Source organism: Myxococcus sp. RHSTA-1-4 (genome assembly GCF_020037125.1).
Taxonomy (GTDB): domain Bacteria; phylum Myxococcota; class Myxococcia; order Myxococcales; family Myxococcaceae; genus Myxococcus.
Genome location: NZ_JAIQDG010000039.1, coordinates 79396 through 99625, shown reverse-complemented (window position 1 = coordinate 99625; position 20230 = coordinate 79396). Strand labels below are relative to the sequence as shown.

Genomic DNA, 20230 nt, shown 5'->3' with positions numbered 1-20230 from the left:
AAGCCCTACTCTTTATGGCCTCTCGCAAGAGCCCCTCCCTGAAGTCGTCCGTGAAGTCCTCCCTGAAGTCCACCGCGGCCCGCGCCGTGAAGGCCCCGGCCCGTGCCCTCGAGCGCGCCACGCGCAAGCCCCCGGCCTCCGGGCGCACCGCCACGCCGTCCCGCAAGGCGGCCCCGTCCAGCAGCGCCCTCAAGCTGCCCGAGCTGCACGAGAGCACGACGTCCAGCGGGCTGAAGGTGATTGCCGCCGAGCGCGGCCCGCTGCCGCTGGTGTCCATGCGGCTGGTGCTGCGCGCCGGCAGCGCCACCGACCCCGAGGGCAAGCACGGCCTGGCGGACTTCACCGCCCGGCTGCTGCGCCGGGGAACGCGCCGCCTGAGCGCGCAGCAGGTCGACGAGACGGTGGAGTTCGTCGGCGCCAGCCTCGGCGTGGGCGTGAGCGAGGACGTGATGTCCATCTCCCTCACCACCCCGGCCGAGCACTTCGCCCAGATGCTGGGCGTGCTGGGCCAGCTCGTGCGCGAGCCCACCTTCCCGCAGGCCGAGGTGGACGACGCCCGCGAGCGCGCCCTGGCGCAGTTCGCGAATGATCTGGACGACCCGTCCGTCATCGCCGACCGGGCCCTGGTGCGCGCGCTCTGGGGTGACCACCCGTACGGGCACGACGTGGGCGGCTCGACGCGCACCGTGCGCACCTTCACCCGCGACGACGTGGTGCGCTTCCACCAGGAGCGCATGGGCCCGAAGGTCGCCATGCTGGTGGTGGTGGGCGCGGTGAAGCCGGAGCGCGTGGCCGCCGCGGCGGAGGAGGCCTTCGCCGGTTGGGAGGGCGGGCCGGACGCGCCCCCCGTGGTTCCTCCGCTGAAGAAGATTCCCGGGGCCGGGCGGGTGCTGGTGGTGGACAAGCCGGACCAGACGCAGTCCCAGGTGCGCCTGGGCGGCCCCGGCTTCCGCATGGGCCACGAGGACTACTTCCCCGCCACGGCGATGAACATCGCCCTGGGCGGCGGCTTCACCTCGCGCCTGATGAACGAGATTCGCGTCAACCGCGGCCTCACCTACGGCGTCAGCGCCTGGTTCGACGCGATGAACGCGGGCGGCGCCTACGTGCTGTCCACCTTCACCAAGACGGCCTCCACCCGGGAAATCATCGACGTGGCGATGGCGGAGATTGGCGGCGTCCGCGAGAAGGGCCTCAAGCCTCGCGAGCTGGCGGACGCGCAGACCTACCTCGCCGGCCTCTACCCGCTGCGCACGGAGACGAACGAGTCCATCGCCGGCAGCATCGCCGACACGCGCCTGCACGGGCTGGGCGATGACTGGGTGGAGAAGTTCCGCGACAGGCTGCGCGCGGTGACGCCGAAGCAGGTGGCCGCGGCGGCGAAGAAGTACTGCTACGCGGAGCCGCCCGCCGTGGTGGTGCTGGGCCGGGCCGAAGCCGTGAAGAAGCTGCTCAAGGGCCTGGGCCCCATCACCGTGGTGCCCGCGTCGGAGTACGAGTGACGGACGCCCGCATCCTCTTCGAGGGCGGGGGCGTGCTCGTGGTGGACAAGCCGCCCGGGGTGCCGGTCATCCCCGGGCGCGACGGCGGCCCCTCGCTGCGCGACGCCCTGGAGTCGGGGCGGGGACAGAAGGTGTTCGTGGTGCACCGGCTGGACAGGGACACCTCCGGCGTCCTCGTCTTCGCGCTGGACGCGGCGGTGCACCGCGCCCTCTCCGTCGCCTTCGAGTCCGGCAAGGTGCGCAAGCGCTACCTGGCCCTGGTGGAGGGCCGGGTGGACGCGCCACGCCTCGTGGACGCGCCCCTGGTGGCCGCGCGCAAGGGACGCATGCGCGTGGCCCGGCCGGGAGAGCCGGAGGCGAAGGCGTCCCGCACGCGGGTGCGTCCGGTGGAGACGTTCGACAAGGCCACGCTGGTGGAGACCGAGCCCCTCACCGGGCGCACCCATCAGATTCGCGTCCACCTGCTGTCCCTGGGGCACCCGCTGCTCGTGGACCACCAGTACGGCCGCGAGGAGCCGCTGACGGAGAAGGACCTGGGCGGGGAGGGGGACGCGGTGGTGCTGGCCCGGACGCCCCTGCACGCCGCGCGCGTGGAGTGGCCCGCGCTGCCCGGCGTGCCCGCCCGCGCGGTGGAGGCACCGCTGCCCCCGGACATGGCGCGCGCCCGCGAGCTGCTCCGCCGCGCGGTGGCTACTGCCTCACCCTGAAGCCGTTGGTCGTGCCCTGGGCGCCGAAGGCGTCCGTCACCGTGAGCTTCACGTTGCCACCGTGCGCGTCCACGGTGACGAGATGCTCGCAGACCCCGTTGACGAACGGGCCCAGCTTCGAGGGGCTCACGCTGCCGTTGCGCTTGTTGATGGTCAGCTCCACGGCGCCCTTGAAGTGCACCGCCCGCGGTCCCATGGCGCGGAGGGTGAGTCGGAAGGGCACGCCCTGTTGCTGCTCTCCCACGGTGGTCAGCTCGAAGCCGGTGACGTCGCCCATTCGCATCGGGTCCCCGGGCCCGGGCTCCACCGGCGAGCCCCCATCCAGGAGCACGCCGCCATCCGTCTCGATGAGGATGCCGGCGTCCGGGCCCGGCTCTCCGCCCGTCCGCACGCCCACCGTGACGAGGGTGAGCGCGGAGGTCCTCACCGCCTCGCGCCCGTCCGACAGGGTGACGCGGACATCGTACGTGCCATCTCCGAGCGACGCGGGAACCCCGACGGTCAGGGTGCCGTCCGGGTCCACTTCCTCCAGCGTGGCCTCCTCGGCGCCAATCCACACGCGCACGGCATCCGCGGTGACCTGCTCCTTGCCGTAGTCCACGTGGACGGCAATCACCGCGTCGAGGGAGATGCGGACCGTCCTCTTGTTGTCCGCGGCGGGAGTGCCCTCGGGCAGCGTGAGCCGGTTGGGCGAGACGGAGAGGATTTCCGGAGCGGGCAGCGCCCCACCACCGCCACAGGCGCAGAGCAGGAGGGTGACGAGCAGCGCGGCGGCACGAGTCATGGCTCGAACCTCACTCCCAGGAGCGCGCTCAGCCCGCCGAGCTGCGCATCCAGCCAGGGCGTGTGCGCGGGGGCCCACGCGCCCCGCGCCTCCGCCAACGCGCTCCAGCGGCCGAACCGGTACGCTCCCTGTAAGGAGAGGAACCCCATCCCCGCCAGCTTGCTCTCTTTCAGGTCTTCCTGGAAGTCACTGCCAAGCACGTGCTGGAAAGGCAGCACTCCACCTCCTGCTCGCCCGTACAGGGAGAAGGCGGAGCCCCGGAGCAGCCTGGCGCGCACCGAGGCGAGCACCGGCACCGCCAGCACCCGCGAGCGCACCGCGCCCAGCACCTCCACCCGCCCGTCGAGGGTTGCGCGGCGCAGGCCCGCCTCCACCTCCACCGCGAACCGTTCCCACCGGCCCGGCGGTACCAGCGATATACCCACCGCCCCGGTGGGCCCCGTGTTGGCGCCGCTCGCGAAGGCACCGCCCGCCAGCAGGAACACCGAGGGGCGCCACGCGCTTGCCGCCGGCGCCAGGGCGGACGGGTTCGCCCCGGGGACGGAGGAGGCTTCCACCCGCGAGGCCTCGTCCCGGGACACGTCCGCCGCGGCCCGCGCTTTGTCCTGGTGCCCCTTGCGCCGCCGCACCGTCACGGCGACGGTGGTGGCGTCCGCGTCGGGCGTGACGCGATAGCGCGACGGTGGGCCGCCGCCCTCGGGCGACAGCTTCGCGCCCTCGACGGACAGCACCAGGCCGTCCTGGCGGAGCTCCGGCTCGCCGGCCACCAGCAGCCAGCCTCCCGTCCCGGCCGGAAGGGGGGAGGGGGTGAGGGCCGCGACGAGGGGCGCCTCATTGGGAGGGTCCAGCCGAATCGTCGCGTGGGTGTTCAACGTGTTCCGGGCGGCCAGCACCTGCGCGACGCGCACGCCCGGAGGCACCTCCACCGGAACCCGGGCCCTGCCACGGGCATCGGCCCGCACCGGGCCGAAGCGGGCGCCGCCCACCTCCACCACCACGTCGGCCCCGGCGGCGGTGGACACCTCGAGTTGCGTCTTGCCCAGCAGGGGAATCCGGAGGACGGCCACTTCCGGCGGCTGTGCGCCGTCGTCCACCCAGAAGGCGAGCACGGCCACCAGCGGGTAGCGCACGGAAGGGGGCGTCCACTGGAAGGTGCGCACCGCGCCGCCTTCCACCCGGTCGCTGGCGAAGCCGCCCGACGAGGCGGCTCCGCGCACGGGACCGGAGCCCGGGGGGACGTGGACCTCCACCGTCACCCGTGAGTCCTGGCCCAGCACCACGCGCTCCGGGGACCAGGATGCCGTCACCCGCGGCGGGGCCGCGAGCACCACCGGAGCGGTGAGGAGGAGCAGGAGGAGGGGCAGCGGACGCATGCTCACGGGCCGTGGCATCGACTTCACCCCTCCGCCTTCACCGGGTCAATCCCCGCCCGGCGCCGGCGCTTCCCCGTCCGCTCCGGAGCCGGGAGCGGGCTCCGCCGGAAGGGGCTTGTCCGCCGGGCCGGTGGCCCTGGCGGTGGGCGGGCTGAAGGCCGGCTTCTCCGCCGGGGGGCCGCCACGGCCATGCACCAGTGTCTTGGTGTCGGTGCGGAAGGTGATGTCCACCTTGTCGCCCCGCACGGCCGTCACGAAGCCGGTGCCGAACGTCGGATGCCGGATGACCTCGTCCACCTGGAAGGTCTCCTTCGGGCTGTACTGCCGCGCGCTGGCCACGTCCTTGCCGGCGAGCTGCTCGTCGAAGGAGATGATGACCTTCTCCGCCTTCGGGGTCGCGGAGGAGCCGCTGCTGGACGTACGGGCGGTCCGCGTGGTGCTGCTGGAGGAGGGGCGATCCGTGACGCCGGGCGCGGCACGGTAGGCGTGGTCGCCGCCACAGGTATTGCAGCGCACCCGCGCGATCTTCGTTCCCACCATCGCCAGGATGGTGTGCGCGAGGGTGAGCTTGCAGCGGGTGCAGAGCGCGTCCACCTCGCCGCCGACCTTATGAGTTGCCATGGGTTCGTCTGTTTCTCGGCCCACGCCGGAGCGCGGGCATGGAAGGAAAGGGGCGCGGAACATAACGGCTTCGCTCCAACGGGAGGAAGTGTCTTCGACGCCCGCTTCCTCTCCGTGCCCTCGGGGAGGAGGTGCGCATACCGCCCACGGCCTCGGGAGTCATCACTTCCCTTGTGCCCGGGGGCCGGGCAGTTAAGAGTAGGTTCACGACCGAATGACTTCGCAGACCCCCAGCAACCCGGCCCCCGCGCGCGAGCCTGGAATCCTCACCCAGTCCATCTCCAACTTCGGCAAGGGCCTCATCGACGGCGTCAACACGCTCGGGGGGCTGATGATGATGCTGGCGGACGTGGCCCGCTGGAGCGTCCGGCGTCCCTTCCGGATGGCCAACCTCTTCGCCCAGCTCGACTTCGTGGGCGTCGGCTCCATCTTCATCGTGTCCCTCACCGGCACGTTCACCGGCATGGTGTTCGCCTTGCAGACCTCCGAGGCCTTCGCGCTGTTCGACGCGGAGAGCCTGGTGGGCCCCACGGTGGCGCTGACCCTGTCCCGCGAGCTGGCCGCCGTGTTTTCCGCGCTGATGGTCACCATGCGCGCCGGGTCCGCCATGTGCACGGAGCTGGGCACCATGCGCGTCACCGAGCAGGTGGACGCGCTGGAGACCATGGCCGTCAACCCGGTGCAGTACCTGCTGGTGCCCCGGGTGCTGGCCGGCCTGCTCATGGTTCCGGCCCTCACCATGCTCTTCCTCACCACGGGCATGGTCGGCGCCTACCTCATCGCCGTGGGGACGCTGGGCATCTCCCCCGGTACCTTCATTTCCCGCACCCAGCAGTGGCTCGTCCCCGCGGACATCTACGAGGGCCTCTCGAAGGGGGCCGTCTTCGGCCTCTCCGTGGCCCTCATCTGCTGCTACAAGGGCTTCAACGCGTCCGGCGGCGCCAAGGGCGTGGGCCAGGCCACCACGGAGGCCATGGTGTCCAGCGCCCTGTCCATCTTCATCCTCGACTTCATCCTCGGAATCATCTGGCACTGATGGCCGCGCCCGAGTCCACCTCCAGGGGGCCCGGCCCCGGCACGTCCGCGACGCCGATGATCGAGATCGTGGACCTGCACAAGACCTTCGGAGAGACGAAGGTCCTCACCGGCATCAACCTCAAGGTGCCCGCGGGCAGCACGTGCGTCATCCTCGGCGGCTCCGGCTCCGGCAAGACGGTGCTGATGAAGCACATGATCGGCCTGCTCAAGCCGGACAGCGGCAAGGTCATCATCGACGGGGAGGACATCGTCCCCATGGGCGCGCGGCAGCTCCAGCAGGTCCGGAACAAGTTCGGCATGGTGTTCCAGGCCGCGGCCCTCTTCGACTCCATGACGGTGTTCGAGAACGTGGCCTTCCCCCTGCGCGAGCACACGAAGGACCCCGAGGACGTCATCCACCAGAAGGTGCGCGCGCGGTTGGATCTGATGGGCCTCAAGCCCGAGGTGGAGGGCAAGTTCCCGTCGGACCTGTCGGGTGGCATGCGCAAGCGCGTGGGCCTGGCGCGCGCCACCATTCTCGGTCCGAAGATCGTCCTCTACGACGAGCCCACCACCGGCCTGGACCCCATCACCACCGACTACGTGGACGAGATGATCCTGGCCGCGCAGAAGGGCCTGGGAGTCACGAGCGTGGTGATCAGCCACGACATCGCCTCCGCCTTCAACGTGGCGGACCAGATCGCCTTCCTGTCCAAGGGCGTCATCGTGGAGAACGGGCCCCCGGATCAGCTCCGGGAATCCCAGCATCCCGCGGTGAAGGTGTTCCTACAGACATGGTTCGGGAAGAACTAGGCCGGAGCGCGGGGAGGGGAGTGGCCCCCAGGAAAAGGTGGCACTCCGGATGCAAAACGTTAGAGTCGCGGCCGGCCGGTAGCCCTCGGAGTCACATCAGGTGAAGAAGCTCGTCACGCCCTTCCGTGTTGGCCTGCTGGTCATCGCCGCGGGTGCCTTTTTCATCACCTTCATCCTGTTCGCCAAGAAGGGCGGACTGAGCGAAAGCGAGTCCCTCCGGGTCTGGGCCTACTTCCGGGACGCGTCCGGCCTGGCCGTGCGGGGCCGGGTGCAGATCGCCGGTATTCCCGTGGGGGAGATCGACGAGATCACGCTCGAGGGCACCCGCGCCAAGGTGTGGCTGCGGATCACCAACGAGGTGGACCTGCGCGAGGACGCCGTCCTCACCAAGCGCTCCGAGTCGCTGCTGGGCGACTACCTCCTGGACCTCAACCCCGGCACGGAGAGCGCCCCCAGCCTCGAGGAGGGGGGGCAGATCCGCCGCGTCATCGACACCGCGGGCATGGAGGCCGTGTTCGAGTCCCTGTCGCAGATCACCTCGGACATCCAGCAGGTGACGGGCGCGCTGCGGGAGGTGCTGGGCGGGGAGAAGGGCCAGGGCTCGCTGCAGCGGATCGTGGAGAACCTGGTGCGCCTGTCGGACTCGGTGGACGCCGCCGTGCGCCGCAACGCGGACCGGCTGGACTCCATCCTCGTCAACTTCGAGGGCATCTCCTCGGACGTGCGCGGCATCACCCAGAGCAACCAGGCCGAAGTCACGCGCATCGTCGACAACATCGAGATGATCACCCGCGACGTGCGCGAGGTGCTCGCGAGCGTGAAGAACATCGTCGGCACCGGCGAGGGCGACGTGAAGGAGACCGTCGCCAGCCTGAAGGAGACGCTCAACAAGCTCGACAGCACGCTGGGCAACCTGGAGGAGATCACCACCAAGGTGAAGAACGGCGAGGGCGCCGCGGGCGTGCTGCTGGCCGACGAGAGCGTGGGCCGGGAGATCCGCGAGACGGTGACGGACGTGGCCCGCCTGGCCTCCCGGGTCACCGACCTCCAGACGGAGGTGGGCATCCAGAGCACCTACCTGGCCGCCCAGGGCCGCTCGAAGAACCTGCTGTCGCTGCGGCTCATCCCCAAGCCGGACAAGTACTACCTGCTGGAGCTGGTGGACGACCCGCGCGGCACCGTGTCCACCCAGGTGGTGCAGACCAACCCGCCCTCCGAGGGCGACCCGGTCATCCAGACGCAGAAGGTGACCAAGGAGAGCCTGAAGCTCAGCGCCCAGTTCGCCAAGCGCTGGTACTTCGCCACCCTGCGCGTGGGCCTCATCGAGTCCACCGGTGGCGTGGGTGGCGACCTGCACTTCTTCGAGGATGCGCTGACGCTGAAGCTGGATGCCTTCAACTTCGCGGCGGACGAGCTGCGCTACCCCCGGCTGCGCGCCACCCTTCGCGCCCAGGCGTTCGACCACCTCTTCGTGGTGGCGGGCATGGACGACATCCTCAACGCCCAGCAGCGCGACCTGTCGACCCAGCGGCTGATCGCCGGCCGGGACTTCTTCGTGGGCGGCGGCCTCTTCTTCACAGACGACGACCTGAAGGCCATCCTCTCCGTCACGGGCGTGCCGGCCCTCTGATCCGCCTGCTCCCTCCGTTCGACTCTTGACGGAAGCCGGGAAACAGCGTACCCGGCTACGGCACGGGGTTCCCGGGGAGCGCCGTGCCTTTTTTCCGGCCATCTCCCAGGAAGCTCGCATGTCCCTTCTCGTCGTCGGCTCCGTCGCCCTGGATTCCGTGGAGACCCCCTTCGGGCGCAAGGAGGACATCCTCGGCGGCTCCGCCACCTACTTCTCCACCTCCGCCTCGTTCTTCACGCCCGCGCGGGTGGTGGCGGTGGTGGGCGAGGACTTCCCCGAGGCGCACCTCAACTTCCTCAAGGGGCGGGGCATCGACCTGGAGGGGCTCACCCGTGAGTCCGGCCGTACGTTCCGCTGGAAGGGCCGCTACGGCTACGAGCTGAACGAGGCGCAGACGCTGGACACCCAGCTCAACGTCTTCCAGGCCTTCTCGCCGAAGCTGCCCGAGTCGTACCGGGACACGCCCTACGTCTTCCTCGGCAACATCCACCCGGAGCTCCAGGCGCAGGTGCTGGACCAGGTGCGGGCCCCGAAGCTGGTGGCCGCCGACACGATGAACTTCTGGATCCAGGGCAGCAAGCCGGCGCTGCTGAAGACGCTCAAGCGCGTCAACCTCCTCTTCGTCAACGACGCGGAGGCGCGGCAGCTCGCCGGGGAGCACAACGTGGTGAAGGCCGCCCGGGCCATCCTCTCCATGGGCCCCCAGCGCGTGGTCATCAAGCGCGGCGAGTACGGCGCGCTGCTCTTCGAGCAGGACCACGTCTTCGCCTGCCCGGCCTTCCCCCTGGCCGAGGTGTTCGACCCCACCGGCGCGGGGGACACCTTCGCCGGCGGCTTCATGGGCGCCCTCGCCACCTCGACGGGCGCGCTCGACAGCGCGCTCCTGCGCCGCGCCATGGTGATGGGCAGCGTCATGGCCTCCTTCACCGTGGAGAAGTTCAGCCTGGAGCGGCTGCGTGAAGTCACCCGGCCGGAAATCCACGCCCGCTTCGCCGAGTTCCGCAAGCTGACCCACTTCGACGACCTGGGCCCGCTGGAGCGCTGAGTCGGACGGCCTCGGGGTGGGGGAGAATCCCACCCTCGAACTTGACGGTGGATTCACCCCCTCCGTAGGCTGCTGATCCAGTGCCGGAAGAAGGAAGCGGGTTGAGCGAAAACCGAAAGCACACGCGGATTCCCACCCAGCTTCGTTGCTGGTGCGAGGGTGACAACGTCACCCTCTACGCGCGCATCTCCAACCTGAGCGAGGGAGGCCTCTTCCTGCGCACGCGCACGCCCCTGGCCCGTGGGGCGCGAGCTGTTGTCCGGCTGACGCCCGGTGGTGATCCGGCGATCCACGCGAACGCGGTTGTCGTATGGCTGCGGGAGGAAGAGGAGCGGGCCTTCCCTCCCGGCATGGGGTTGCGCTTCGAGTCGCTCGACGGCGAAACCCTGGGACGGCTCCGGCAGATGATAGCCCAGCAGCAGACGAACCAGGTGAAGGTCGGCTGGGCCGGCTAAAGCCGGTCCCCCACCGAGGCCCCCATGCGCATCGCCGTCATCTCCGACATCCACTCCAACATCGAGGCGCTCACCGAGGTGCTCCGCGTGGCCGAGCACCAGAAGGTGGACCGCTTCGTCTCGTTGGGGGACATCGTCGGATATGGGGCCTCGCCCAACCCGTGTTGTGACCTGGTGCGCTCGGTGGCGGAGGTGACGCTGCTGGGCAACCACGACGCGGCGGTGGCGGGGCGGATGGACTACTCGTACTACTACGACGCCGCCCGGCACGCGCTGGACTGGTCCGCCAACGTCCTCACGGACGAGAACATGCTGTGGCTGCGCAGCCTCCCGTACACCTACCGGATTGGGGACGTGGGCTTCTGCCATGGCTCGCCCATCGACCCGAAGGCGTACGAGTACATCTTCGCGCTGGAGCAGGCGCGGGAGCTGACACCGTACGTGGCGGAGCTGCCGGAGGTGACGTTCATCGGGCACAGCCACCTGTGCCGCGCCTTCGCCATCGGCAATGGCGAGGTGAACGACGTGGTGGCCCAGAAGTTCGGCATCCGGAAGGGCTACAAGTACATCATCTCCGTGGGCAGCGTGGGCCAGCCGCGCGACTACGACAACCGGGCCTGCTTCGTCATCTGCGACACGGACGCGCGCACGGTGGAGTACGTCCGCGTGGAGTACGACATCGAGACGTCGGCCCAGAAGATCTTCGACGCGGACCTGGCGCTCAACTTCGGCAAGCGCCTGTTCCTCGGGGTCTGACGCACCGCAAGCACAAAAGTCGGCACAGGCGCGGGGAAATGAAATAAACCCGGGCTCGTGCGCACCCAGGTCCCTCGAGTCCCCCTCCGGCCCTTCGTGGGCATTGCCATCACCGTGCTGCTCGCGCTCGCGCCCGCGGCCTGCCGCCGCGACTCGGGCCCGTCCGCCGAGTACGAAGAGGCTTCGCGCCGCTTCCGCGCCCTGTACGCGCAGAAGCTGGATGGCGCGTACCTCGACCCGCAGATGGGTGAAATCGAGGCGCAGCTCCAGCGCGTGCCGGCCGACAGCCTGGACGCGGAGGGCGCCCGCGCGCTGCTCCAGCGCATCCAGGAGGGCCGCGCCCGCATGCAGCAGGAGGCCAGCGCCCGGGAGAAGGCCATCTCCTCCGCCCGGGAGGTGCCTCCGGGGACGAGCCTCCCGTCGTCCACGCCCGAGCGGCAGGCGCCACCCCCGGTGGAGGAGGCCCCGGATGCCGGCCCCCCGGACGCGGGGCTCACCGGCCCCCAGGCGGGCACCCCCGCCTCCGAGCTGGTGGCCGGGTTCCGCGGCTGCTTCCGCCGGGGCGTGCCCATCGACGTGGAGGGGCGCGGAATGCGGGAGACCTGGGAGCTGGCCGACCGCACGTCCTGCCGCCTGGAATACCCCGGGCACGTGGACTCGCTGCTGCTCATCGAAGAGGGACGGGTGCTGACGCTGTTACCGAAGAGCGCTGTCCGGACCGTGACAGTCACGGCCGATGGCGGCACGGTGCCGGACGCCGGCCGTTAAGAGACACAGCCCTTCCGCCCGCGTGGCGGCCCCTGACGACTTCTTTCGCGTACGAAGCCGAATGAACGACCAGACCTTCATGAAGTTGATGCAGTTGTTGCCCAAGTCGGCCCTCTCCACCGTGGTGGGCATGGCCACGCGCCTGCCCGCGCCGGCGCCGGTCCACCACATGGCGATGCGCGCCTTCGCCAAGGCGTACAACGTGGACATGGAGGAGGCCGAGCACGCCCTCGAGCGCTACCCCACCTTCGCCGAGTTCTTCACCCGCGGCCTCAAGCCGGGCCTGCGCCCCATCGACCCGGGCGAGAAGGTGGTGGTGTCCCCCGTGGACGGCCGCGTGTCCCAGGTGGGCTACTCCGACCAGGGCCGGTGCCTGCAGGCCAAGGGCATCGAGTACACGGTGGACGAGCTGCTGGGCGACACCGAGGCCGCGAAGCCGTTCCACGGCGGCGCCTGGACGACCATCTACCTGTCCCCGCGCGACTACCACCGCATCCACGCGCCGCTGGGCGGCAAGATCACGGGCTACGCGTACATCCCCGGTGAGTTCTGGCCGGTGAACCCGGCGTCGGTGAAGAACAAGCAGTCCCTGTTCTGCGTCAACGAGCGGCTCGTCACGTACCTGGACACGGTGGCGGGCAGGTGCGCCGTGGTGAAGGTGGGCGCCACCTGCGTGTCGCGCATCAAGGCGTCGTACGACGACGTGCTCACCCACGCGGGCAAGCCCGGCAAGGTCCACAAGTACGACTCGGGCCTGCCGGTGGAGAAGGGCGGCGAGCTGGGCCGCTTCGAGATGGGCTCCACCGTCATCCTGCTGTTCGAGCCCAAGCGCGTCACCTGGGATGACAGCCTCCGGGAGGAGGCCGAGGTGCGCATGGGCAAGCGCATTGGAGTGATTTCGTGAGCCAGAAGATCGCCGGTGTGAAGGGCATGAATGATCTCCTCCCCGGGGAGATCGAGATCTGGCAGCACGTGGAGGCCCTGGCGCGCGAGCTGTTCGGCCGGTTCGGCTACGGCGAGGTCCGCACGCCCATGGTGGAGGACACCGCGCTCTTCGTGCGCAGCGTGGGCGAGGAGACGGACATCGTCGGCAAGGAGATGTACACCTTCGAGGACAAGGGCGGCCGCAGCCTGTCGCTCCGACCCGAGGGCACCGCGCCCGCGGCGCGCGCGTACATCGAGCACTCCGTCATCAACCAGGAGCCCATCACCCGCTGGTTCTACATGGGGCCCATGTTCCGCTACGAGCGGATGAAGACGGGCCGCTACCGGCAGTTCTATCAAATCGGCGCGGAGGCCTACGGCGCGAAGGAGGCCGCCCAGGACGCCGAGCTGATGGACATGGTGGTCCAGTTCCTGGAGGCGCTGGAGCTGAAGGACGTGTCCCTCAACCTCAACTCCCTGGGGGACGAGGCGTGCCGGCCCGCGTACCACACGAAGCTGGTGGAGTACCTGCGCTCGAAGCGCGAGTCGCTCTGCGCGGACTGCCAGCGGCGCCTGGAGACCAACCCGCTGCGCGTGCTGGACTGCAAGAACGAGGGGTGCCAGGCCATCGCCGCGGCCGGGCCCAACGTGCTCGAGTTCCTGTGTGAGCCGTGCCGCGCCCACTTCGATGACCTGAAGCGCAAGCTGACGGCGCTGGGCATCAAGTTCGTGGAGAACCCGCGGATGGTGCGTGGCCTGGACTACTACACGCGCACCGTCTTCGAGGTCATCGCCTCGCACCCCGCGCTGGGCACCGCCAGCACCGTGTGCGGCGGCGGCCGGTACGACAAGATGATGAAGGGCCTGGGCGGGCCGGACGTGCCCGCCGTGGGCTTCGCCATCGGTCTGGACCGGCTGGTGCTGCTGCTGAAGGAGAGCGGCCGCAAGTTCACCTCGTCGCCGGACCTGTTCGTGGCCGTGGCGGACGAGGGCTCGCAGACGGATGCCCTGACGCTGGCCAGCCGCCTGCGCCGCGAGGGGCTGCGCGTGGACTTCGACACCCGTGGCGGCAGCCTCAAGAGCCAGATGAAGCGCGCCGACAAGAGCGGCGCCCGCTTCACGCTCGTGCTGGGCGAGGCCGAGCGCACCAGCGGACAGGCGAAGCTGAAGCCCATGGCCGGGGGTGAGCCCATCCCCGTGGCCCTGGACGACGTGGCGAAGACGCTGCGCGCCCAGCCGGCCGCCACCCCGGCGGGTCCGGCCTGAGGTTCCGCGGGCTTCCGGTGCCTCCCAGCCTCCGGTGACGGAGCGGGAGGCGCCGGGAAACCCGGGGACTTCCCGCAATCACCGTGAATAGCAGGCAGGCGTGTAACCCCTGGGAAAACCTGGGGTCGTGGGGTGGGGTGTACTCGCGGTGATACCGCAGGTCGGGTAGACTGCCCGGTCTACGATGTCACGAGAGTCTTCCACTTCCGCCGTGCCGCCCGCGCTGCGCTGGATTCCCGTTCACGGGGACAGCATGTGGCCGTCGCTGCGTTCGGGAGACCTGGCGGGTGTGGAGCCGCTGCACGGGGCACCGAGGCCCGGCGAGGTGGTGCTGGCGCGCTTCGACCATGCGCTGGTGCTGCACCGGGTGCGGTGGTGTGACGCCGGCGTGCTGTCGCTGCGCGGGGACAACTCGCTTTCGGAGGATCCACTGCTGCCGCCGTCTCGCGTGCTGGGACGGGTGCTGCGGGTGCGCCGGGGCGGGGTGGTGCTGGAGGAGGGGTGGGACCGGGGCCCGACCCGGCTGGGGCGCCTGCGGGTGGCGGTGAAGTGGCGCCTGGCCGCGCTGCTGGGGCGGGGAGGGCGGCGCTCATGAGCGAGGGCTTCGGGGTGGACCGCGTTCCCCGCCACCGCGAGGGCGTCTCGGGCCAGCGGTTCGGCTCGGACTTCATCGTGCTGGACGCGGAGGGGCGCACGCTGCGCGGGTTGAACGCGACGGCGATCCGGGTGTGGGAACTCTGCGACGGGAAGCACACGGCGCGCGCCATTGCGGATCAGGTGGCGCGGGAGTATCGCATGGACGCGCGGCAGGTCCTCACGGATACGCTGCGATTCCTGACTGACCTGGCCCGGCTGGGCCTCATCGACGAGCTTCAGGAGGTACGGTGATGCGAGCGCGTATGGCGTTCCTCGCGGCGGCAGTGCTGCTGTCCGCGTGCACGGAGGGGAAGGCGCCCCTCGCCCCGGTGCCGGTGGACGATCCGTCCACGGACCCGGGTTCTCCCACGCCGGAGGAGGCGGTGGTGGTGGTGCAGCCGCCCGCGCCCGTGACGGGCAGCGCCGTCGTGGTGGGCCTGGAGGAGGGCGCCCGGGGGCTCGCGTCGGTGTCCCAGGTGGACGTGGACCTGACGGTGCGCGGCGTGCGCGGACGCGGGACGGTGGAGGTGGAGTTCGTGCCGCCGTCCGGCCTTCCCTATGAGCGGCGCTCCTCGGTGGTGGAGGCACGGCCCGACGAGTCGCGCACGGTGCGCTTCTCGCTGCCCGTGGCCGGCACCACCGTGACCACCTCCGGCATGAGCGGGACGTGGCAGGCGCGCTTCTTCCTCGACGGTGCGCCGCTGACCACGGCCGCCTTCACCCTGGAGCCGTGACGTGAGGCCCGCCATGAAATCCTTCAACACCCGGCTCGCGGTGCTGCTCGCCTCCCTGGTACCGGTGGTCGCCGCGGCGCAGACCACCACCCGCAGCTTCACCATCACCACCATCGCCGCGCCGGGTGAAACGCAGGCGCAGGTGGTGATGGACGAGGTCTCCGAGCTGACCGTCGACGTGCGCAACAACACCCGGCTCAACTCGCCCCAGTACCAGCCGATCACCGACATTACATTCACGCTGCCCACGGGCTACGTGCCGCTGCGGACCACCGCGCCCGCGGGGTGGTCCGTGGACTACGCCATGGCGACGCGGCAGATCACCTTCTCGCTGCCGGTCAACTGCGCGGGAGCGTTCGATGGATTGGACACGGGGGAGACGGCGCGCTTCACACTCCGGCTGATCCCGTCCGCCCAGAACGTGGACCGGACGAATGACCAGTTCGCGGGGGGGACCGTCGCCAGGAACCAGTGCACGGGAAGCACGTTCAGCACGACCCTCAACGCGACTGCCGCCCAGTGGCGGCGTCTGGGCCTGATCACGTACGTCTCGATGCAGCCGAGAGGCCTGGCCATCAACGGGGAGACCGAGGCCCGTATCGTCGTCGAGAACCGCACCACGGTCGCGCAGAGCGGCATCACCGCGACGGACCCGTCCACCGGCTCCGGCGGTGCCGCGTTCACCGTCGTGAGCAGGGACCCCACTCCGTTCCAGGTGACTGTGCCACTGCGGGGCACGGGCGTCCTGGTGGCGCGCGCGCGGGCGACCGCCGCCGGCACCGCGGTGCCGCAGGTCCAGGGTACCAATGCCGCGACGAGCGTCACCTCACGGGCGGCGAGTGCACGGATGGTGAACGTGGGCCCTCTGGCCGCCGCTGTCGACATGGACACCGTGGAGGCGTTCCCTGGTGAAATGGTCCGGGTACGGATGACGGTGACCAACACGTCCACCACCGACACCCTCGCGAACGTGCAGCCGCGAGCCCTGGTCGCTCAAGGCACCGCCACGCTCACGCCCCAGTCCGGTCCCATCCCGGCCAGCGTGAGCCGGCTCGATCCAGGGGCCTCGGCCCACTTCGTCTGGAGCTACCAGGTCTCCGGCGCCGCGGGGTCGGACTTCTTCTTCCAGGCCCAGGTGGATGCGACCCGCAACGGCTCGGCGCTGGCGGGTGACCTCGTGGACTCGGCGCGCGGCACCATCGCGGCGCACCGCGTGCGGGTGAGCCCCGAGTCCCTGGATGCCGCCGCCACGAACCAGACCGTCGTCTACACCGTGCAGAACCGCGGAACGCAGCCGATCCTCGAGGTCCAGTTGCTGCGGCCCCCGTCCAACTACTTCACCCAGCCCGGCAACCCCGTGGCGCCGGCCGGGTGGACGGTGATTCGCAATGACTCCACCCGCATCACCTGGCAGGCCGACGCGGCGGGCATCCCGGTGGGGGAGGAGCTCGCGTTCTCCGTGGTGTATGCGAACTTCGGCGCCGTCACGGCGCCCACCGCGTTCCGTCACCGGCTGCACCTCGTTGATGACTTCAACGGGCCGCCCCTGCGTATCGATGGCCACATGACGCTGCTGACTGGCACCGCGCCGGAGGTGGAGCGCCTCACCGGCGTGGCCCGCGATGCCAGCGTGACGCTCACCTGGGACAACCCGGCGCTGCATGGCGGCGTCCTGGTGCTGCGCGCGGAGGGCGCGGCCCCGAATACGCCCCCCGAGCAGGGCCGGAGCTACGCCGTGGGCGAAACCGTGGGTAACGCCACCGTCGTCTACACGGAGGCCTTCAGCTCGGCCTCCACCTTCACGGACACCACCGTCACCAACGGCACGACGTACTACTACCGCGTGTTCAACGCGGATGACCTGCGCTGGTACTCGGCGGGCAACCGGCCCACGTCGGAGGCGCTCATCGCCACCCCTCGGGCGCGCGTGAGCGGCGAGCCGCTCTGGTGCTACTCGGTGGGCCTGGACGCGCGCCTCCAGCCCATCACCGAGCTGGGCGTGGGCATCTTCAGCTCCTTCAACAACTCGGTGGTGGCGAACCTCACGCAGGTGAGCAACCCGTCCCAGGACGGCGCCGAGCGCTGGCGCCCGCTGCCCCTGTCGGGCCTCATCGGCAGCCGCTTCCCGGTGGTGCCCCTGCGCGGGCTGTCCGGCCAGTACATCCTGGTGGGTGACCAGAATGGCGTCGCCTACGCCATCAACGCCAGCTCCGGACAGGTGCTGTGGCGCTGGGACAACGGCGGCAATCCCATTGGCACCATCCAGTCCTTCCCCGTCACCCAGCTCCATGACTACGCCAACGCGGCCTACCAGGCCGCGCACCCCGGCCGCGACCTGGTGTTCTTCGCCACGCGGCTGGCGGACCCGGCGCAGAACCGCGTGGTGGCGCTGAACGCCGCCACGGGTGCGCTGGTCTGGACGTACCAGCCCGGCGACCTGGGCATGGTCAGCGGCGGCATGGTGGTGGACTACGTCAACAACCGCCTCTTCATCGGCACCCGGAGCAGCGCGGGTTCCTCGGACACGCTCCGCGTCCTGAACACGCTGGCCACCGGCCCCGCCGCGCAGGAAGTCGCCCGGCTCCCCGTGGGTGACGTCGACGTGAGCCTGGTGCGCAACGCGGTGAGCAACCTCATCTTCGCGACCGCCAACGACGGCACCGTCCACGCGGTGAGCGTGGCCACGCTGCAGCCGGTGTGGAGCATTCCCGTTGCCACTCCGCCGGGGGCGAACACGCCCGCGTTCACCCACTTCGTGCGCCCGCAGGGCGCGGGCTTCGTGGCCAGCATCGCCGCGGGCCGGGTGGAGTTCTGGGATACGGCCTCCGCCAGCGTCGCGCCGACGCTGAAGTGGACCACGCCCATCGCGGACCCGTCTGGTGTGTTCTCCTTCAACCTCAACGCGGTGGCCCGCCTCTACGTGGGCAGCTCGGATGGGCGGGTGCACCAGCTCGAGCTGACCGATGGCACCGACTCGGCGCAGGTCTCGCTGGGTGGCGCGCAGCTCATCGGGACTCCGACCATCGACAACACCAGCACCGTGAGGCGTCTGCACGTGGGCTCGCAAGACGGCCGCATCTGCGCCTTCCCGGTGCCCTTCCAATGAGAAAGGACCCTTCTTCCATGCCGACACGGTCCGAAACGCAAGACGCGCCCCAGCCGGCCACCTCCCCCGAGGTGAGCCCGCGTTACGAGGCTCCCGCCATCCTCTGGGAGCAGCCCTTCGTGGCGCTGGCCCAGACGTCCCAGTGCACCATTCCGGGTGAATCGGAGCTCTGCCCCTGAGCACCGGCGGTACCGGACGGCTCGGTTCCGGTGGCTCCGGCAGTCCCGACGGCCTCCCGGCGGCCACGGGACTGTCCCTGTGCATCGCCGGGTGGTCCGTGGCGCTCGAGGTCGCCGACGCGGACCTGCGGGACTCGCTGCGGCGGATGTTTTCCCGGTTCGTGGCTCCCGCCGCCCCCGAGGGTGGCGCGGTGGCCCGGCTGCAGGTCATCGCGCCCGAGGTGCCCCGTCCCGCTCCCACCACGCGCGAGCTTCCCCTCGTGCGGCGAGCCCCGGACGGCACGCTGCGGCTGGAAGGGGAGGACTACTCCGCGACGCTCTCTCCGGACGGCCTGCGCGCCACGGTGGTGGGGCAGGGGCGCTTTCCCGTGGAGACGGTGCTGAAGGTGATGCTGGCGGGGGCGCTCGCCCGGCGCGGCGGCCTGCTGGTGCATGGCGTGGCGGTGGCGCACCTGGGGCGGGCCGCGCTGTTCGTGGGGCACTCGGGGGCGGGGAAGAGCACCCTGGGCGCGCTGTGGGCGGGCGCGGGCGGTGAGGTGCTGTCCGACGAGCTGGTGGCCGTGTGGCCGGAGGCGACGGCGGACGGGGCTCGCGCCGTGTGGCGGGCCGCGGGGACGCCGTGGAACGTGGGACTTCCCGGTGAGGCCGTGTTGAAGGCGGTGGGGACGCTGGCGTGGGACATGGGCTCGCGGTGGGAGCCGCAAGCGGCGGGGGAGGTGGGGCGGATGCTGATGCTCAATGCGCTGCTGCCCGAGGCCACGGCCGCGGGGCGAGGCGGGCTGCTCGCTGCGGCGGGGCGGCTGCTGTCGGAGGTGTCCACGGTGCGGCTGGTGTTCGCGCGCGATGCCTCCGCCGCGAAGGTCGTTCGCGGAGCGTTGGAGTCGATGCATGGGTGAGGCGTTCGCGGTATGGCGGGTGTTCGTGCGCGATGCGTCCGCCGCGGAGGCCGGTCAGTGCGCGCTGGAGGCGGCGGGACATGGGTGAGGCGCCGAAGGGAAGGCCGCGGCTGACGGTGATTGCCGGGCCGACGGCGTCAGGGAAGACGGCGCTCGCCATCGAGCTGGCGCGGCGCGCGGGCGGAGAGATTGTCAGCGCGGACTCTCAGCAGGTGTACCGTTACTTCGACATCGGCACGGCGAAGCCCTCGGCCGAGGAGCTGGCCGCGGTGCCGCACCACCTGGTGTCCGCGGTGGATCCGCTGGAGCCGTTCTCCGCCGCCGAGTACCAGCGGCGCGCGGACGCGGCGATCACCGAGATTGCCGGCAGGGGCCGGCCGGTCATCGTGGTGGGGGGCACGGGCCTCTACCTGCGCGTGCTGCTGCACGGCGTGGTGGAGGCCCCCGGCGCGCTCCCGGAGCTGAGAGCGGAGCTGGAGGCGCTGGCGGCGGCCCAGGGCCGCGAGGCCGTGCACCGCCGGCTGGCGGAGGTGGACCCTGAGACGGCGGCGAAGCTGCCTCCCCAGGACCTGGTCCGCGTCGTCCGGGCGCTGGAGATCCACGCGCAGACGGGCGTGCCCGCCTCGGAGTTCCGGAGGGCGCATGCGTTCTCCGCCGACCGGTATCCCTTCCGGCTGTACGTGCTGGACCCGCCGCGCGAGGAGCTCTACCGGCGCATCAACGCGCGCACGGAGGCCATGTTCTCCGGCGGGCTGGTGGAGGAGACGCGCGAGCTGATGGCCCGTGGCTACACGGACGCGGCCCCCATGCGCAGCGTCGGGTACGTGCAGGCCCGCGCCGTGGTGGAGGAGCGGATGACCGTGGCCGAGGCCATCCACGACACCGCGCAGGAGACCCGCCGCTACGCCAAGCGCCAGCTCACGTGGTTCCGCAAGGAGCCCGGCGCCGTGTTCGTGCAGCCGCCGTACGAGGTGCCCTGGCCCGCGGAGGGCTGACCGGCTCGGGCGCCGTGGAGCTG

21 protein-coding genes are annotated in these 20230 nt (G+C 70.8%); 18 read left to right on the top strand and 3 right to left on the bottom strand.

Annotated features, from left to right (window positions below; all coding sequences use genetic code 11):
* The first annotated feature begins 14 nt into the window (after positions 1 to 14).
* A complete protein-coding gene (locus K8638_RS37420) occupies positions 15 to 1502 on the top strand; it encodes a pitrilysin family protein (protein WP_223759515.1) in 1488 nt (495 codons plus the stop codon).
* Positions 1499 to 2209 (top strand): RNA pseudouridine synthase, encoded by a 711-nt coding sequence (locus K8638_RS37415; RefSeq protein ID WP_223759514.1) that lies wholly within the window; start codon positions 1499 to 1501, stop codon positions 2207 to 2209. Before K8638_RS37420 ends, K8638_RS37415 begins: the two co-directional genes overlap by 4 nt.
* Here the strand turns inward: K8638_RS37415 and K8638_RS37410 are convergent.
* From K8638_RS37410 to K8638_RS37400, 3 genes are read right to left on the bottom strand one after another with little or no spacing between them, the layout of a single operon-like run.
* Positions 2193 to 2993 (bottom strand): hypothetical protein, encoded by an 801-nt coding sequence (locus K8638_RS37410; RefSeq protein WP_223759513.1) that lies wholly within the window; start codon positions 2991 to 2993, stop codon positions 2193 to 2195. The two genes, K8638_RS37415 and K8638_RS37410, sit on opposite strands and share 17 nt — an antisense overlap.
* Positions 2990 to 4366, bottom strand: a complete 1377-nt coding sequence (locus K8638_RS37405) for a hypothetical protein (RefSeq protein ID WP_223759525.1) — start codon at positions 4364 to 4366, stop codon at positions 2990 to 2992. Before K8638_RS37405 ends, K8638_RS37410 begins: the two co-directional genes overlap by 4 nt.
* Before the next feature lie 45 nt (positions 4367 to 4411).
* Positions 4412 to 4987: a hypothetical protein gene (locus K8638_RS37400; protein ID WP_223759512.1), complete on the bottom strand. Its 576-nt coding sequence runs from the start codon at positions 4985 to 4987 to the stop codon at positions 4412 to 4414.
* A gap of 214 nt (positions 4988 to 5201) precedes the next feature.
* Here K8638_RS37400 and K8638_RS37395 point away from each other — a divergent pair, with 214 nt between their 5' ends.
* The 16 genes from K8638_RS37395 (at position 5202) to miaA (ending at position 20207) form a co-directional block, all read left to right on the top strand.
* On the top strand, positions 5202 to 6023 hold the full coding sequence (locus tag K8638_RS37395) for an ABC transporter permease (protein ID WP_223759511.1): 822 nt from the start codon (positions 5202 to 5204) through the stop codon (positions 6021 to 6023).
* Positions 6024 to 6079: 56 nt separating this feature from the next.
* Positions 6080 to 6817, top strand: coding sequence for an ABC transporter ATP-binding protein (locus K8638_RS37390; protein WP_223759524.1), 738 nt, complete (start codon positions 6080 to 6082; stop codon positions 6815 to 6817).
* Between the two features lie 100 nt (positions 6818 to 6917).
* Complete coding sequence (locus tag K8638_RS37385) at positions 6918 to 8447, top strand: MlaD family protein (protein WP_223759510.1); 1530 nt, start codon at positions 6918 to 6920, stop codon at positions 8445 to 8447.
* Between the two features lie 118 nt (positions 8448 to 8565).
* Positions 8566 to 9492 carry a PfkB family carbohydrate kinase gene (locus K8638_RS37380; RefSeq protein WP_223759509.1) on the top strand — a complete coding sequence of 309 codons (927 nt, stop codon included), beginning with the start codon at positions 8566 to 8568 and terminating at the stop codon, positions 9490 to 9492.
* Between the two features lie 101 nt (positions 9493 to 9593).
* Positions 9594 to 9947 carry a TIGR02266 family protein gene (locus K8638_RS37375; RefSeq protein WP_223759508.1) on the top strand — a complete coding sequence of 118 codons (354 nt, stop codon included), beginning with the start codon at positions 9594 to 9596 and terminating at the stop codon, positions 9945 to 9947.
* 24 nt (positions 9948 to 9971) lie between these two features.
* Positions 9972 to 10703, top strand: coding sequence for a metallophosphoesterase (locus K8638_RS37370; protein ID WP_223759507.1), 732 nt, complete (start codon positions 9972 to 9974; stop codon positions 10701 to 10703).
* A 57-nt stretch (positions 10704 to 10760) separates the two neighbouring features.
* Positions 10761 to 11471 (top strand): hypothetical protein, encoded by a 711-nt coding sequence (locus K8638_RS37365; RefSeq protein WP_223759506.1) that lies wholly within the window; start codon positions 10761 to 10763, stop codon positions 11469 to 11471.
* Positions 11472 to 11532: 61 nt separating this feature from the next.
* Complete coding sequence (asd, locus tag K8638_RS37360; protein ID WP_223759505.1) at positions 11533 to 12375, top strand: archaetidylserine decarboxylase; 843 nt, start codon at positions 11533 to 11535, stop codon at positions 12373 to 12375.
* Between the two features lie 26 nt (positions 12376 to 12401).
* Complete coding sequence (hisS, locus tag K8638_RS37355) at positions 12402 to 13661, top strand: histidine--tRNA ligase (RefSeq protein WP_223759523.1); 1260 nt, start codon at positions 12402 to 12404, stop codon at positions 13659 to 13661.
* 184 nt (positions 13662 to 13845) lie between these two features.
* Positions 13846 to 14256 (top strand): S24/S26 family peptidase, encoded by a 411-nt coding sequence (locus K8638_RS37350; RefSeq protein ID WP_223759504.1) that lies wholly within the window; start codon positions 13846 to 13848, stop codon positions 14254 to 14256.
* Complete coding sequence (locus K8638_RS37345) at positions 14253 to 14549, top strand: PqqD family protein (protein WP_223759503.1); 297 nt, start codon at positions 14253 to 14255, stop codon at positions 14547 to 14549. The genes K8638_RS37350 and K8638_RS37345 overlap by 4 nt, the downstream gene beginning before the upstream one ends.
* Positions 14549 to 15031, top strand: coding sequence for a hypothetical protein (locus K8638_RS37340; RefSeq protein ID WP_223759502.1), 483 nt, complete (start codon positions 14549 to 14551; stop codon positions 15029 to 15031). Before K8638_RS37345 ends, K8638_RS37340 begins: the two co-directional genes overlap by 1 nt.
* A gap of 13 nt (positions 15032 to 15044) precedes the next feature.
* Positions 15045 to 18137 (top strand): PQQ-binding-like beta-propeller repeat protein, encoded by a 3093-nt coding sequence (locus K8638_RS37335; RefSeq protein ID WP_223759501.1) that lies wholly within the window; start codon positions 15045 to 15047, stop codon positions 18135 to 18137.
* 17 nt (positions 18138 to 18154) lie between these two features.
* Entirely contained in the window at positions 18155 to 18316 is a 162-nt protein-coding gene (locus tag K8638_RS37330) for a hypothetical protein (protein ID WP_223759500.1), read from the top strand.
* A 98-nt stretch (positions 18317 to 18414) separates the two neighbouring features.
* Positions 18415 to 19212 carry a hypothetical protein gene (locus tag K8638_RS37325; protein ID WP_223759499.1) on the top strand — a complete coding sequence of 266 codons (798 nt, stop codon included), beginning with the start codon at positions 18415 to 18417 and terminating at the stop codon, positions 19210 to 19212.
* 80 nt (positions 19213 to 19292) lie between these two features.
* Entirely contained in the window at positions 19293 to 20207 is a 915-nt protein-coding gene (gene miaA / locus K8638_RS37320; RefSeq protein WP_223759498.1) for a tRNA (adenosine(37)-N6)-dimethylallyltransferase MiaA, read from the top strand.
* Positions 20208 to 20230 lie beyond the last annotated feature (23 nt).